The following is a 14,448-nucleotide window of genomic DNA, read 5'->3' on the forward strand; positions in this document are numbered from 1 at the left end:
CCACATTACTTAACTTTGTTAATCTTAGCTGGATTATTAATTTTATAAGGAACCGGATGCTTCGTCAGCTTCTTGGCTACGATCTTGGCATCGAAGGTAATCGTATCGCCAACCTCCAGCTCCAGCTTTTTCATCGTATTGCTGTGGCTGGACCAGGCCGTTCCGACCTCCGTCTCGGGATCCGTAATCGATACCGCTTCGTAAATGATGACCTCGTCATCCGTATCGGCAAAATGATTCGGAACCGTCGCGAACTCCTTGACCGTTGCGATCATGCTGACCTTCCCCTCAGGAAGCTCAAGCTTAGGCGCTCTAGGCGTCTTAGGGGCCTTCGGCTGAGCCGGCTCCTTAACGGGCTTGCTCTTCGGCGCCGCTTCCGCTGAGGGCTTGTCCTTCGCGGACTGCGCTTTGGCAGTCGTCTCCCCATCGGCCGTATCCGAAGCACCTTCTTGCTCGACATCGGTGGAGGTGACCAGCTTCTGGCTGTAGCTCGCCGCCTGCATTTCTTTCAGGTAAGAGGGATGGATACAGTGCCTCTGCTGATTATCGAATTCAATAACGGCCGTCATGTCATCCACATAACCGACAATGCTGCACGCGAGGTGCTTTCCGTTTCCCTTATAATAAAAACTTTTGGTCTTGGCCGCCTTCTCCGACAGCAGTCCCCATTCCTTACACTTGTCCAGCAAATCGGACTCGGTATCGAAGGCATAATAGCTGGCCGGTTCGATCGTAAACGAATGCTCCATTGGATCTCCGCCTTTCTTCTCATTATTGTCTATTTTAACATGATTTTGTCACTTCAATCATCTTCTCCCGTGAAGATGTATAGGATAGTAAACGAAACTAATCAGAAGAGATAGCGTAATATTGATCATCCATTTATTTTTTAAAAGGAGGAATGCAGTTTGTGGACACGAGCGGAGCTCAAAGCCAGAGCTAAGGAGGCACTCAAAGGCTCCTACTGGAAGGCGTTTCTGGCCAGTCTGGTGATTGTTATTGCGACAGGAGGGTTAGGGGGCTCCTATAATTTTGGAGGGGGGGGCAGCAGCAGCAATACATCGGGGAATTCGCCTTCCTTCGGCTGGAATTCCTTTTCCCCTGACGGAGACGGTTCTCTGGTTTGGGTGATCCTGGCGATAGCCCTGCTGATCGGCCTTGTCGTTTTTGTCATCGTGATGGCATTTCGAATCCTGCTGGGCTATCCTCTTGAGGTGGGAGGAAGACTCTACTTCAAGCAGGCCGCGGAGCAGGACGTGAATCTCGCTCATATCGTCTATTCTTTTGACAAGGGCAGGTACTGGGACATTATTAAAGCTATGTTCTGGAGAGGACTGCTCACCTTCCTTTGGTACCTGCTGCTGATCATCCCGGGCATTGTCAAGACGTACGCCTATAGCCTGGTACCCTATATCCTGAGCGATAATCCGAATATCGGCTACAAGCGCGCCGTCGAGCTCAGCAAGCAAATGACCGCCGGACATAAATTCCGGATGTGGGTTCTTGATCTTTCTTTTATCGGATGGTATTTGTTGGGCCTCATTGTATTTTTCGTCGGCATTTTCTTCGTCATGCCTTATGTGGATTCGACGAAGGCGGAGCTTTACCGCACGCTTCGCCGCCTTGCGATTCAGCAGGGAATTACCAGCGAGGAAGAGCTGCGACTTTAGCCCGCCCGCGGTATAGGCTCCACCAATAATACAGCCACCCTTCGAGACACTTGGTCTCCTAGGGTGGCTTTTTCACGTCTCATGCTGCAGCTGTTTGGTATAACGGGCCTCAAGCTTACGAATCACTACCAGGGAGCCGATAATCATCGCAGCGATGTACAGAAGGCTCCAGGGATTCTCCGCATAGCGGGAGGGATCATGACCGAAATAAGAAACGGTAAAAATCATGATGCCTTTGCCGGCGGCAACCGCAAGGGCGAACGACCGTATTCTCATGCCTGCCAGTCCGGCCGCCATATTCACTACCACGAACGGGCCTACAGGGAACAAGCTTAAGAGAAATACGTAGCTGAAGGCATTGCGGCGGATCCAAAGCATGCCCCGCTGTACCTTGGGCTTGCGGTACCAGCGCTCAAGCAGGCGATGACCCGCAATCCGGCGGACAAGCAGGAAGGTTGCCATGCAGCCGCTGACCATACCGATCCAGGAATACAGGAAGCCGAGCCAAAGTCCATATACGACTGCATTCAGGCCAACGATGAGTAACGTAGGCAGCGGGGGAATGAACGATTTAAGAAAGGTCAGGAGGATGCCCGGCAGCGGTCCCCAGGATCGGAATTGCTCGAGCAGCGCCAGCAGGTTCTCTTCCGTTACATTCGTTATCCATTCTGGGCTCATCGCTTCGTTTCACCGACCCTGATCTTGTGTAATAGGAATCATTTCTACTCCATACTACTGGAAAGCACTTCTGGTTACAAGCAGTCTCACCGGAACGAAACAGGCTGTATCGCCCGGCGCAAGGAAACAAGAGACAGTTGCCTATTTTTGACGAAATATCCGCATTAGCCGCCGCGAGGCACAAATTTACATCATATGCTGATAAGTAAAGGAGGGATCACCAATGGCAAAAGGCATCGATTGCTCAACTCCCTTAACGGCTCAAACCGCAACGGCTTTTGCGAATGACGGCTACGAATTTGTTTGCCGCTATCTTGTTCCCACCGGTTGGAAGCGCTTGACAAGAGAGGAAGCCGAGATCATCAGCGAGGCCGGGATGCAGGTCGTATCGGTATTCGAAACGACGGCAGACAGGGCGCTAGGAGGCAGAAGCGCCGGGCTGGCGGATGGGGCGACAGCTTTACAAGTCGCTGCGGAGGTGGGACAGCCTGAAGGCAGCACCATTTACTTCGCAGTGGACTTCGACGCAACCAACGCTCAGCTTCCAACGGTAATCGAATATATTCGGGCCTGCAGTGAAGCCACCCCGAATTTTAATACAGGGGTCTACGGATCCTACAGAGTCGTAGAAGCGGTTAGTGCTGCGGGCGCTTGCTCCCGATTCTGGCAAACGTATGCTTGGAGCGGGGGGCGGCAATCCCCTGCAAGACACATTTATCAGTACCGCAATAATATATCGATGAACGGCATTCTGGTCGACCTGAATGAGTCTTACGGATCAGAGGGATGGTGGAGCACAAACGGAAACGTCGGAGGTGAGGACATCGTGCTGGATCCAGGCGTAGCCCAAACCATAATCAATACATGGATTTCTCCCGCATGGTACGAAACGGATGACCAGGAACAGAAGGATTATCTCCACTGGCTGGCCAACGAGCTTCGGAGAGCTTCCGGTCTTCCGGTGGAGTAAGGAGCGGGGAAGCTTTGAACGACCAAATAAAAAAACTTCTGCTGTCGCCTTAGGTAGGCATCCAGCAGAAGTTTTTTTCTTTATCTTTCTTTCACCGTAACGGTAAAGGTTTTCGTATCGCTGTACCCGTTACCGACAATAATCGCAGTTAGTGTTACGCTTGCGTCCCCTTGGCCATCCAGCGGACGAACAACCGTTTTCCCGTCATTCGAAATGATGGCTGGAGCGCTGGAAACCCACATGATTGTCGAACCGTTCACCCCAACGGCAGGAAGCGTTAACGCACCGGTCACACTGGAAGCCGTATCGGTGCCGCTGTACGTAATGGCAAGCGCCTCTTTATCGGACGCCACCTTCTGTGCGTCGCTGAGCTGCTGCTTCACGATCACTGTGAATACCTTCACATCCGCCAGGCCGCTGTTCGAGAGAGTGGCGGTCAGGACAACCGTTGCGTCGCCTGCACCGTATGCAGGGCGGTTCACCGTTTTACCGTCCGCTGACAGTACGGCAGGATAGCTGGAAGTCCATGTAATGGTAGAGCCATTCGCACCGGTGACCGGGAGCGTAACCGGACGCGTCACACTGCTGAGCGAATCCGAGTCTGCGAACGTAATGGCGAGCGCTTCTTTGTCCGCCGCCAGCTTCTGCTGTGCTGTGAGCTGCTGTTTCACCGTCAGTGTAAAGGTCTTTGTTTCACTCACGCCGTTATAAGTGATTACTGCCGTCAGGGCTACGGTTGCATCCCCTGATCCTGCTGCCGGCCGAACCACGGTACGTCCGTCATTCGATACGACGGAGGTGTTGCTGGAGAGCCAAGTGATGGAAGATCCGTGAAGTCCCGTTGCCGGCAGAGTTACAGGACCTGTGACACTGCTAAGGGAGTCGGAGCCGCTGAACGTGATGGCGAGAGCCTCTTTATCCGCGGCAACGCGCTGGGCATCCGTCCATTGGCTCTTAACGGTCAATTCAAACGTTTTCGTTGCCGTGGCCGACCCGTAGGTGAGCGTTGCCGTGAGTGTCACCTTTGCATCAGCGCTTCCATAGGCGGGTCGGTGGAGCGTCTTGCCGTCATTCGACAGGACCGCAGAGTTACTGGACACCCATGTAATGCTGGAGCCATGCTCCCCCTTCGCCGGCAAGCCGTCCAGCGGCAGCGTCACGCTGTCTGCGGTATCAGTCCCGCCGAAGTCGATAGAAAGTTCCTCTTTATCTTTAGCCACGATGTATGCATCGGATTTTTCTTCATCATTCTCGTCATGCTCACGCTGCAGCTTGCGTTCGAGGTTACGCTCAAGCACTTCCCGTGCCCGATCGCTTTTCTTTCCGCTCTGAAGTGCGCGCTCCAGTCCGGTTTTCTTCTCCCCATGATCGGGTTTGTCGGCAAGTGCGACGCTTGGTACGGCAATGGCTGCAAGCAAAATAGCGGTGGATACGGCATGCTTGGTGAAGTTTTTCATCGGTTCATCCCTCTTTCTTCTAATGAATATGTAAGCCGCCCATGCGGCTTCATTCCTGCCAAAGAATGGATACATCAGAAGCATTCGGAGGCATTGATTCGAATGAGGGGGCACGGCTGGAAAATTTTTCTGAACATGATTCCGGAATACTACCTCGCTCCGCTCCTGATCGGGGAAAAATGAAATGAACCTTAACGGCAATGAATTACGTATATGTATTGTCGGGCAAGGAAAATTATAAAAAATGACTTTATTGGCAGACTATACTTACCATAGCTGTAGAAGGGGGAAATTCAAGTTGGAGTCATTGTGGTTGGAATATGCGTGGGCTTTACTCATTCTTATCGGTTTGGAGGGATTACTGTCGGCCGACAACGCATTGGTGCTGGCGGTGATTGCCAAGCATTTACCGGATGAACAGAAGAACCGAGCTATTAACTATGGGATCATTATGGCCTTTGTTTTTCGCTTTGCCGCTCTTTTTGCGATTTCCTTTATTGCAAATGTCTGGCAGGTGCAGGCGATTGGCGCGGCCTATCTTCTATACCTAGGTCTAAAGCACATCATCCAAGCGCGGCTTGGTAAGAAACATGAAAATATTCACAAGGATGTAAAGCAAGAGGCTTCAGGGAAAGGCTTTTGGCCTACAGTAGGAAAAATTGCGCTGGCTGATCTCGCTTTTGCAATTGATTCCATTCTTGCTGCCGTAGCGCTTGCCCTTGGATTACCGGATTCGCCACTTGGCGATTTCGGCGGGATGGACGGCGGACAATTTATTGTAGTGGTTCTTGGCGGGATCGCCGGCTTAGTCTTAATAAAATATGCAGCCACCTGGTTTGTAAAGCTGCTTGGGCAACGTCCGGCGCTGGAGACAACGGCCTATGCGATCGTAGCCTGGGTTGGGGTAAAGCTGGCTGTAATAACGCTTGCCCACGAGGATATTAGGATTTTGGATCCTCATTTTCCTCATAGCACAGGCTGGACCTTGGTCTTCTATGCTGTCTTAATAGCAATAGCCCTTCTTGGTTGGTTTGCACCCAGCAACAAGCCTTCCAAAGCTGGCCATGCCTAAGTTCAAAAAAACAAGCACCGATTCTACCATCCGGTAGGCCGGTGCTTGTGTCATTAGGAAGCGGAGGCACTGCGGTCAAAGTTCGGTCTATATTCCTTCAGCATAAGAACCATTTCGCAATCCTTGCCCTGCCGGAAGCTTTCACAAACATACCGGGGCTCTTTCCAAAGCACATAATTCAATCGCATCGTTCGGCCGCAATTCGGGCACGGAATCGATTGCTGCACATCCATTATACCGTCATCCTGCATCATGCTGATAAATTCCTCCTTAGTAGTGTCGTTCGTTCCTTATGCGAAGTCTATGAAGAGGATTATCATAGGTTACTAGCAAGAATGATTGTATATCAGCTCTTCTGCACTTACTGTCGAAATATTAGAACAAAAATAAATTTTTTCCAAACCGCCATAAATAAGAAATAGCCCGCATGGCCGTTATTAGCGGCTATGGGGCTTCCTTCTTAAGGGACGAGCGGCAGAACCACTTGCACCAGCGTCCCCTGGTTCACTACGCTGCTAACGCGCAGCTGTCCTTGATGATCCTCGATAATGCGCTTGCTTACCATAAAGCCGAGCCCGGAGCCCTTTTCCTTCGTCGTATAAAAGGGTTCCCCCAGCCTTGCCAGCTGATCGCTTGGAATGCCGCAGCCCTGATCCTGGATGCTGATGACCGCCATCCGGCCGTTTGGATCCGTAAATGCCTCGATGGAGATGACTCCGCCGTTCGACATGGATTCTATCGCATTTTTAATAAAATTAATAAATACTTGCTTCAACTGGTTCTCGTCGCAGTGAACCGACAGCTCGGCCTCCTGCATGATCGCCGTCAATTGCACATTTTTCATGAGCGCTTGCGACTCAAGAAGCTGGATGACCTGCGTAATTACCTGCCTGACATCCTTACTTAGAAAGTCGGCCTCGCGCGGCTTTGCCAGAAGAAGCAATTCGTTCAGAATGAGCTCAATCCGATTCATCTCTTCGGAAATGATCTCAAAGTACTGCGGCTTTTGCGTGATCTGACGCTCCAGAAGCTGCAGGAAGCCTTTAATCGCGGTGAGCGGATTGCGGATTTCGTGGGCAATCCCTGCGGCCAGCTGACCGGCGAGAGACAGCTTCTCGGTATTGAGCATAATCTGCTGTGTCCGCTTTGCCTCTTCCTCCGCTGCCTTTCGATCCGAGATGTCGCGGCTGATGCCCAGCAGCTTTTCTATGTCACCCTGCCCGTTACGTATGGCCTTGAATGTCGTTTCGAACCAAAGCTCGTGACCGTTCCTGTGCCTCATGCGACTGGTGATCACATCTTCATCCGAATCCTGAAACAATCCGTAGCTTCTTAGCAGGGGAGCATCCTCCGGATGCCACAGATCGGCCAAGTGCCACCCTTTCAATTCCTCCGGGATGAAGCCAAGCTTCGCTTGAACCGCCGGTGAAATATACTCGATGTGCCCGTCCGGCTTAGCATACATAATGATTTCTTGGGCATGGCCCGAGATCAGCTCATACAGCTCTTGATGATGCCGCAGCTGCTCGGTAGTCCGTTTGAAATCGGTAACGTCCTTGGAGATGGCATAAATACCAACAATGCGATCCTCTATGATTATCGGTACGTAGGTCACGCGCAGCAGCACCTCACGTCCCGACTTGTGGGTGATGCGTCCTTCGAATTCTTGAGATGTTCCTAGGAGCACCTCTTCATAATGCTTCTGGAACAGCTCTTGATCTTTCATCAGCATGTCGGCAAAAGCTTCCGGCATCTCGTGCTTCGAGTAGCCGGTAACCCTCTCGCAGGCATCGTTTACTTGAAGGAGTGTCCCGTCCAACGCTATGGACATCACCAGGTCAGGATGCTGCTCAACGAGCGACTTGTATCGCTGCTTGCTAACCTGCAGCTGCTTTTCCGTGCACTTTCGTGTGGTAATGTCCTGAAGCTGAACGATGAAATAAAGCGCCGTTCCCTCCTCGTCACGAACCAGAGATGCACTTGTCAGCCCCCATAATAGACGGCCGGAAGGGTGGACATAACGTTTTTCTAACTGAAAATGATCCGCTTCACCTTCTAGCAATTTCCTGACTTGTTCCATGCTAGATTCGAGATCCTGCTTCTCCGTAATGTCTTGATAACGCATGGCGAGCAGCTCATCATTGGAATATCCGAACATATGACGCAGCGCTTCGTTCGCTTTTAGAAAATATCCGTTCAAAGATACGAAAGCCATGCCGATAGGAGCCTTCTCGAACGCATGAACAAAGAAAGCATCCTTGTCCATCCTTAGATTTGCCATGATCATAATTCCTTTCATAAGAAGCAGTGGAAGTTTGAAAGAAAAGGGTAATTTGATATCGGCATGTCTAGCTTCCTATCTAGCTCATTTCCAATACACGATTCGCAGCAGTTTGATCATATCATAGGTTTTCAATCATTTTACCATAAATTAATTTAAATTTAATAGTGGTAACAGAGTAGGTAAAGGATTGTTTGTTGTTTCACTTTCCAATATACTGGAATAAAATTTACCAAATGGTAGATTCTAGTAAAGTAGAAAGGGAGATCGACATGCCTAGCATTGAAGAGAACAACGCAACTTGGTCGCGCCAATATCATTGGCCGCAAGCAGGTGACGAATGGTCGGAATGGTGGGGAGGAACATCGGGTCTATGGATGGGAACGCTGTACCCACGTATTTCCAGATTTCTTCCTGCGGGCAATGTGCTGGAGATTGCGCCGGGCTACGGACGCTGCACACAATTCCTGAAGCAGCTGTGCCGGGAGCTGACGATTGTAGACTTATCTGCCGCCGGAATTGATTATTGCCGTAACCGTTTCGCCGAGGACCGTCACATCCGTTATTTTGTCAATGACGGCAAGTCGCTCGATATGATCCCCGATGAATCGATTGACTTCGTTTTTTCCTACGACTCGCTGGTTCACGTGGAAAGAGATGTGATGGAGGCTTATCTGATGCAGCTCGGCAGGAAGCTGAAGCCCCGAGGCTCCGGGTTCATTCATCACTCGAATTTGGGCATGTATCGCAATGAAGAGACCGGAGAGCTTACCACGGACTATAATCCCGGATGGCGGGGGAGCACTGTGTCTGCAGCCGTCTTCGAGGAACTGTCATGGCAAGCGGGGCTGCATTGTATATGTCAGGAGCAGATCGTATGGTGGGAAGGAACCGATCTTCTAAGTGATTGCTTCTCTTTCTTTACCCGTTCTCCAAGGACCCCCTCCTCCTCGAATCTGGTGATCCGTAATTATTTATTTCCCGAGGAGTATAAGCGTATCGCGGCGTTGTCCGTCTATGATCGTACTCCGCATCAGGCTTCATAATGGAAAGAGGCTGTCCCAACCTATGGAGGTTGGGGCAGCCTTCGGCATCTTAGGAGATCATCTCGATGGATTCGATTTTCCAGGGGTCGATCAGGGAGGCTCTTTGGAGACGGAAGGTATATCCCGTCTTGATCCTGCGTTGTCCCTCGGGGTAAATGTTAACCTCCATAGGAATCTCCATGAGCAACCGGTCCTTCAGGTCCTGCTGCTCTATCGGCGGCTTTCGCAGAATCCCCTGAATTTTACCGTTTCCTTTTACGAAGAAATCCATCTGCCGATCGGTAGGCCGGCGGAAGCTCATTCGGAAAATTTGGGCGTCCTTCAAGGCAAAGGCGGAGAAAAACGCGTTCACCACCTGATAGGGCGAGGCTTGATCGAAGTACTCGTCCAATCTGCCCGCCGCTTTGTAGATCATCAGCTGATGCTCCGGATCTACGTTACCGGAACCGTGCGTGGAGCTGCCGACGAAGTGGATGCAGAAATGGCCGGAAAAATCGTTATCCGGAATGCCGTCTCCTCCGTGGGGCATGCCGTGCATGGAGGCGGCATACTGTCCCTGTTCCGTAAGCACAAGAATCGCCTTGCGCTGCCAGCTCCACCGCCCATCGTAGATTTTCTTCATAATAGCGGTGTCTTCCTTCGTCAGTGGCTGTACATCGGCGTGATTGCTGCCGGCTCGCCGCTGTACATGAAAGGTCAGGCCGCTCTCCACGTCCTTCACCTGGAACTTTGCCTTCCTCGGGATTATGCGGGACGCTTCCTTCCAAGCAATGAACTGTCCGTAATGTTTAGCACGTAAATGATTTATGTGCCGAAGCAGCTCCGACTGCTCGGCAAGGGGCAGAACCAGCAGCTCACGGGATAAGTCATCGTACAGATTTCCTCGGCGGTCTACAGCATATGTTCTAGCTTGTGGGTTATCGGGAACGGTGACGTACGCATCGGTTACAGGAGCATCAGCGTTCGGCCGGCGCACCGCATGCTGGATACCGCGGGTGAGCAAGCCGGAATCGACTTCATATTGTGTAGCCATAGCGGAGTCTGGAGAGGCCTTAATCGTTAAGGTAGCTGTCGCCGCCGCCAGTGCTTTTGGCTGCAGGGCAGACGATATGGCAATTGTGAGAAATAACAGAACGGCTAAACAACGTTGGGTTCGTGATGATGGATGCATACTTTCCCCCTACTGTAAATCATTTACTTCTATATATCATTTCCCATGAGGCCCGGGACATTATTCATTTTTTTCTAACAACGTCCGGCCTTTTGAAGCAGCACGGATTGATTGACGATGTCCGGTCTGCCGTGGTAGCATGGATGAAATTTACAGAAGAAAGGATACTGCCTATGTCCAGATTAGTGCGTCCGTCCGAAGAATGGCGCGAGGAGTATATCGCTTTCTATGAGGATTGGAATTCCAGCGGGGAGAAGATGGTCCCTTGGGTGATTGCGAAGGAGCCCTATTCTTTTGAGGAAATGCTGCAATATTTATCCGACGGGGAGAAGGAGACGGAAGGGCTCGTTCCACACTCCACATATTGGCTTATCGACGATGACAATCAGGTAGTCGGTGTGGTTAACATTCGCCACAGACTGAATGAGAAACTGCTGCTTCGCGGCGGAAACATCGGGTATGGCATCCGTCCTTCGGCAAGGAGAAAGGGGCATGCGACCCGCATTCTGTCACTGGCACTAGGCATTACCAAAGCTATGGGGCTCGATCGTGCTCTTGTCACCTGCGACCGAAGCAATGAGGCTTCGGCGAGAACCATCGTCAAGAACGGCGGGAAGCTCGATTCCGAATACGTAGAGGATAACGGGAATGTGGTGCTCCGATTTTGGATTGACCTGCAAGAGGAAATAAGTTCTTAAGAATTTCTTATTGATTTGGTAAGAGTTATGTAAGATTTGCATGATACCCTTGAGCTATCTTATAAAAAAATGCTCCGTTCGGAGGGTATCATTCATGATCAGCTTAACAAGACTTACCCTTTTGTTCATTCTGTCCGCCTTCATTGGTTATTACAGCATGGTATTGATAGAGGAGAATAGCGTGCAGTCGCGGGATCAGATCCAAACCGCAAGGTCCGGTTTTATTAATTAACCGACGGAAGAAAACTTTAATTCCGGGACGGCAAAATGCTATAATGAACGAGATTGGCTGGAAAAAGCTCTCAATCGCTGAGGAGGTTGTTCGTTCATGGCATCAACACCGGTTCAATGGAATTTATATCATATTTACCCGGGCATCGACGCTTGGGAAGAGGATTTGCGGCGATTGACGGATACCATCGCAGCATTCTCCGGTTATGTCGGCTGGACGAAGCCGTCCGAGCTCTTAGCTATCCTCCGGCTGGAGGACCAGGCATCGGAAACCTTCGGCAAGCTGTTTGCCTATGCCAAAATGAACCGCGACATCGATAACAAAAGCAGCGAGTATCAGGCACTCACACAACGGGTTCAGGCGCTGGGGACGAAGCTTTCGGCAGCGACCTCCTTCGTGGTTCCAAGCATGCTGAAGGTGGAGGGCGGTCAATGGGAAACATTCTATGAAGAAGAGCCGGGTCTCGCTCATTACCGCAAGCTGATTGATCGCATTGTCCGTAAGAAGGCGCACGTGCTGGACGATGAGCAGGAAAGGCTGCTGGCCCGGATGGGAGATATATCGCAGACCGCCTCGAACGCGTTCTCTGCGCTGAACAATGCGGATATTACCTTCGAGCCGGTTGGAGACGAGAAGCTTACACAGAGCAATTATATCTCGTTCTTGGAGAATAAGGACCGCGAGACCCGCAAGCAGGCGTTTAAGAATTTATATAGCGGTTATGACAAGCTGAAGAACACGATCGCCAGTCTGTATGGCTCCCACGTGAAGAAGAACGTATTCATGGCGGAAACCCGCAGCTATTCTTCGGCGCTGGAAGCTTCCCTGTTCGTCGACAACGTGCCGATGGCGGTTTATGATAACCTGATCGATACCGTGAAGAAGCATTTGCCTTCGATGTATCGATATTTGGATTTGCGTAAAAAGGCACTCGGTCTGGATGAGCTCCATATGTACGATATGCATACCTCGCTTGTTCCCGAATCGAAGCTGGAGATCTCGTATGATGAGGCTTATGACACGATGCTGGAGGGCTTGGCTCCGCTGGGAGATGAATATATCCAGACACTCCAATACGCCCGCGAAGCCGAATGGATCGACGTCTACGAGAAGGAGGGCAAGTCGAGCGGGGCTTATAATTGGGGGGTGTACGGAGTTCATCCGTTCATTCTGTTAAATCATAAGAACAATTTGGGCAGTATGTTTACTTTGGCTCATGAGATGGGTCACGCCATGCATGCTTATCGTTCGCATAAGTCTCTTCCGTATACTTATGCATTTTATACGATTTTTACGGCGGAGGTAGCCTCCACCGTAAATGAGGCGCTGCTTATTCGCCATCTCCTCAAGAAGACCGAAGACAAAATGACCAAACGATATTTGATCAGTCACTTCCTTGATAAGTTCCGGGGAACGATGTACCGTCAGACGATGTTTGCGGAATTCGAGAAGCTCGTACATGAGCGAAGCGCGGCAGGAGAGCCATTGACGCAGGAAAGCATGTCGAAGCTATACTACGAGCTGAATCAGACATATTTTGGAGACGGCGTTGTGATCGACGAGGAAATCGCGCTGGAGTGGATGCGGATTCCTCATTTCTATCGCAGCTTCTATGTGTATAAATACGCGACCGGGTTCGCCGCGGCGATAGCGCTGTCTGAGCAAATTTTGGAGAACGGCAACGAGCGTTACCTTGACTTCTTGGCCAGCGGCGGGGACGATTATCCGCTTGAGCAGCTGAAACGAGCAGGCGTCGATATGTCCTCGCCGGAGCCGATTGAAGATGCGCTTCGATTGTTCGGTAGCATGGTGGACGAATTAGCGTCTTTGATGGATTAAGAGGGTTGTAGGCCTTGGCGGATTTACTGCTAAGGTCTTTTTTTTATGTTGACTCTCACGTTACGTTATACTCTATAGTAAACAGCGAAGGGGGCACGAGCCATGAGCATGAAGGTAAAAGAGGTTGCGGAGCTGGTTGGGATCAGTGTGCGCACACTGCATCATTATGATGACATCGGTCTGTTGACTCCGGAGCAAACGACCGAGTCCGGCTACCGGCTTTATTCCGATGAGAATCTCGAGACGCTGCAGCAGATCTTGTTTTTTCGTGAGCTTGGCTTTCCTTTGAATCAAATTAGAGAAATAATCCATAGCCCGGGCTTTAACCGGAACGAGGCTTTGGAGATGCACAGAAGCCTGCTTCTTGAGAAGCGGCGCCGGCTTGATCAAATGATCGCGACGATTGATAAGACCATGAAGCATGCGAAAGGAGAAATTCAAATGACAAACAAAGAGAAATTCGAAGGCTTTGATTTTAGCAGCAATCCGTATGAGCAGGAAGCACGGGAACGTTGGGGGAACGACGCCGTGGATCGATCCAAAGCGAAGCTTGGCAGCATGTCCAAGGAGGAGCAGGGGCAGCTCGGTACGGAAATGAACGAGATTTATCAGCGGCTGGCGGCGCTTCGGCACGTCTCCCCGGAATCGGAAGAGGCGCAAGCGGCGATTCATGAATGGTATGTGTTCCTGAACCGGATGGGCAGCTATTCGCTGGAAGCCTTTGCGGGGCTGGGCCGGATGTACGTAGACGACGAGCGCTTTACGAAGAACATCGATAAGTTCGGAGAAGGCTTGGCACAATTTATGTGCGACACGATGGCGGTTTATGCGGAGAAGAACAAATCATAAGCATTAGTAATCCCTGAGCGGAAGCTGCTCAGGGATCTTTATCTGGAGTGGCAGGATTGCGAGTACAGGTGTGGTGAGGGTGGCAGATGTGCGATTAGAGGCGTCGCGAGTGCTGGGATAGGCGAGTGTGTAGTGGCAGAAATGCGATTAGGCGTGCGTGCTGGCGGCATTTCGTGCGAATTGGAGCGTGTAGTGGCAGATGTGCGATAAAGCGTGCGTGATGGTGGCATTTCGTGCGAATTGGTTCGCGTAATGGCAGATGTGCGATTACAGGTGTGCCGAGGGCTGGGATAGGCGAATGTAATGGTAAATATGCGATTACAGGTGTCACTAGGGGCTGGGTCCGCGGACAGTGGCAATATCTACAGTTCTTCCCATTTATATTCCTTTTCCGATGTACTTGCTGAAATGAGCATAGATCGGATGGTTTAGCGATTGAACCGGACCCGGAAATGTCTTACTCTGAACGTGTAGATCAAGAAATC

Annotated in this window: 14 protein-coding genes; 8 read left to right on the forward strand and 6 right to left on the reverse strand. The window is 50.9% G+C overall.

The window, feature by feature from the left end:
* Positions 1-5: 5 nt before the first annotated feature.
* Positions 6-749, reverse strand: coding sequence for a hypothetical protein (locus tag RAC89_RS29170; RefSeq protein ID WP_306617183.1), 744 nt, complete (start codon positions 747-749; stop codon positions 6-8).
* Between the two features lie 159 nt (positions 750-908).
* Between RAC89_RS29170 and RAC89_RS29175 the strand changes: the two genes are divergently transcribed.
* On the forward strand, positions 909-1,670 hold the full coding sequence (locus RAC89_RS29175) for a DUF975 family protein (RefSeq protein WP_306617184.1): 762 nt from the start codon (positions 909-911) through the stop codon (positions 1,668-1,670).
* 72 nt (positions 1,671-1,742) lie between these two features.
* On the opposite strand, the gene RAC89_RS29180 is transcribed toward RAC89_RS29175, so the two are convergent.
* Complete coding sequence (locus RAC89_RS29180) at positions 1,743-2,348, reverse strand: TVP38/TMEM64 family protein (RefSeq protein ID WP_306617185.1); 606 nt, start codon at positions 2,346-2,348, stop codon at positions 1,743-1,745.
* Positions 2,349-2,571: 223 nt separating this feature from the next.
* Between RAC89_RS29180 and RAC89_RS29185 the strand changes: the two genes are divergently transcribed.
* Positions 2,572-3,318, forward strand: a complete 747-nt coding sequence (locus RAC89_RS29185) for a DUF1906 domain-containing protein (protein WP_306617186.1) — start codon at positions 2,572-2,574, stop codon at positions 3,316-3,318.
* Between the two features lie 80 nt (positions 3,319-3,398).
* On the opposite strand, the gene RAC89_RS29190 is transcribed toward RAC89_RS29185, so the two are convergent.
* A complete protein-coding gene (locus RAC89_RS29190) occupies positions 3,399-4,775 on the reverse strand; it encodes an immunoglobulin-like domain-containing protein (RefSeq protein WP_306617187.1) in 1,377 nt (458 codons plus the stop codon).
* 298 nt (positions 4,776-5,073) lie between these two features.
* On the opposite strand from RAC89_RS29190, the gene RAC89_RS29195 reads away from it, so the two are divergent.
* On the forward strand, positions 5,074-5,847 hold the full coding sequence (locus tag RAC89_RS29195) for a TerC family protein (protein ID WP_306617188.1): 774 nt from the start codon (positions 5,074-5,076) through the stop codon (positions 5,845-5,847).
* Positions 5,848-5,900: 53 nt separating this feature from the next.
* Here the strand turns inward: RAC89_RS29195 and RAC89_RS29200 are convergent, their stop codons facing one another.
* Both RAC89_RS29200 and RAC89_RS29205 read right to left on the reverse strand, forming a co-directional pair.
* A complete protein-coding gene (locus RAC89_RS29200) occupies positions 5,901-6,101 on the reverse strand; it encodes a hypothetical protein (protein ID WP_306617189.1) in 201 nt (66 codons plus the stop codon).
* Positions 6,102-6,307: 206 nt separating this feature from the next.
* A complete protein-coding gene (locus RAC89_RS29205) occupies positions 6,308-8,128 on the reverse strand; it encodes a PAS domain-containing sensor histidine kinase (RefSeq protein WP_306617190.1) in 1,821 nt (606 codons plus the stop codon).
* A gap of 272 nt (positions 8,129-8,400) precedes the next feature.
* On the opposite strand from RAC89_RS29205, the gene RAC89_RS29210 reads away from it, so the two are divergent.
* Entirely contained in the window at positions 8,401-9,174 is a 774-nt protein-coding gene (locus RAC89_RS29210) for a class I SAM-dependent methyltransferase (protein ID WP_306617191.1), read from the forward strand.
* A 49-nt stretch (positions 9,175-9,223) separates the two neighbouring features.
* Here RAC89_RS29210 and RAC89_RS29215 read toward each other — a convergent pair whose 3' ends face one another.
* Positions 9,224-10,345: a hypothetical protein gene (locus RAC89_RS29215; RefSeq protein WP_306617192.1), complete on the reverse strand. Its 1,122-nt coding sequence runs from the start codon at positions 10,343-10,345 to the stop codon at positions 9,224-9,226.
* Positions 10,346-10,518: 173 nt separating this feature from the next.
* Between RAC89_RS29215 and RAC89_RS29220 the strand changes: the two genes are divergently transcribed.
* The 4 genes from RAC89_RS29220 to RAC89_RS29235 all read left to right on the forward strand — a co-directional run bounded on the left by RAC89_RS29220 (position 10,519) and on the right by RAC89_RS29235 (position 13,963).
* A complete protein-coding gene (locus RAC89_RS29220; protein WP_373430079.1) occupies positions 10,519-11,043 on the forward strand; it encodes a GNAT family N-acetyltransferase in 525 nt (174 codons plus the stop codon).
* Positions 11,044-11,137: 94 nt separating this feature from the next.
* Positions 11,138-11,275 carry a hypothetical protein gene (locus RAC89_RS29225; RefSeq protein WP_284646432.1) on the forward strand — a complete coding sequence of 46 codons (138 nt, stop codon included), beginning with the start codon at positions 11,138-11,140 and terminating at the stop codon, positions 11,273-11,275.
* 96 nt (positions 11,276-11,371) lie between these two features.
* The gene (pepF, locus tag RAC89_RS29230; RefSeq protein WP_306617193.1) at positions 11,372-13,114 is read left to right on the forward strand and encodes an oligoendopeptidase F; all 1,743 of its coding nucleotides are present in this window, start codon (positions 11,372-11,374) and stop codon (positions 13,112-13,114) included.
* Positions 13,115-13,216: 102 nt separating this feature from the next.
* Positions 13,217-13,963 carry a MerR family transcriptional regulator gene (locus tag RAC89_RS29235; RefSeq protein WP_306617194.1) on the forward strand — a complete coding sequence of 249 codons (747 nt, stop codon included), beginning with the start codon at positions 13,217-13,219 and terminating at the stop codon, positions 13,961-13,963.
* Positions 13,964-14,448 lie beyond the last annotated feature (485 nt).

The sequence above is a fragment of the Paenibacillus sp. GD4 genome (assembly GCF_030846225.1).
In the GTDB taxonomy this organism is placed as follows: Bacteria; Bacillota; Bacilli; order Paenibacillales; family NBRC-103111; genus Paenibacillus_G; species Paenibacillus_G silviterrae.

Excerpts from the sequence above, each read along its gene's own strand:
- RAC89_RS29170 (WP_306617183.1), bottom strand. The coding sequence starts at position 749 with ATGGAGCATTCGTTTACGATCGAACCGGCCAGCTATTATGCCTTCGAT.
- RAC89_RS29180 (WP_306617185.1), bottom strand. The coding sequence starts at position 2,348 with ATGAGCCCAGAATGGATAACGAATGTAACGGAAGAGAACCTGCTGGCG.
- RAC89_RS29185 (WP_306617186.1), top strand. The coding sequence starts at position 2,572 with ATGGCAAAAGGCATCGATTGCTCAACTCCCTTAACGGCTCAAACCGCA.
- RAC89_RS29190 (WP_306617187.1), bottom strand. The coding sequence starts at position 4,775 with ATGAAAAACTTCACCAAGCATGCCGTATCCACCGCTATTTTGCTTGCA.
- RAC89_RS29200 (WP_306617189.1), bottom strand. The coding sequence starts at position 6,101 with ATGATGCAGGATGACGGTATAATGGATGTGCAGCAATCGATTCCGTGC.
- RAC89_RS29205 (WP_306617190.1), bottom strand. The coding sequence starts at position 8,128 with ATGGCAAATCTAAGGATGGACAAGGATGCTTTCTTTGTTCATGCGTTC.
- RAC89_RS29210 (WP_306617191.1), top strand. The coding sequence starts at position 8,401 with ATGCCTAGCATTGAAGAGAACAACGCAACTTGGTCGCGCCAATATCAT.
- RAC89_RS29215 (WP_306617192.1), bottom strand. The coding sequence starts at position 10,345 with ATGCATCCATCATCACGAACCCAACGTTGTTTAGCCGTTCTGTTATTT.
- RAC89_RS29220 (WP_373430079.1), top strand. The coding sequence starts at position 10,519 with ATGTCCAGATTAGTGCGTCCGTCCGAAGAATGGCGCGAGGAGTATATC.
- RAC89_RS29225 (WP_284646432.1), top strand. The coding sequence starts at position 11,138 with ATGATCAGCTTAACAAGACTTACCCTTTTGTTCATTCTGTCCGCCTTC.
- pepF (WP_306617193.1), top strand. The coding sequence starts at position 11,372 with ATGGCATCAACACCGGTTCAATGGAATTTATATCATATTTACCCGGGC.
- RAC89_RS29235 (WP_306617194.1), top strand. The coding sequence starts at position 13,217 with ATGAGCATGAAGGTAAAAGAGGTTGCGGAGCTGGTTGGGATCAGTGTG.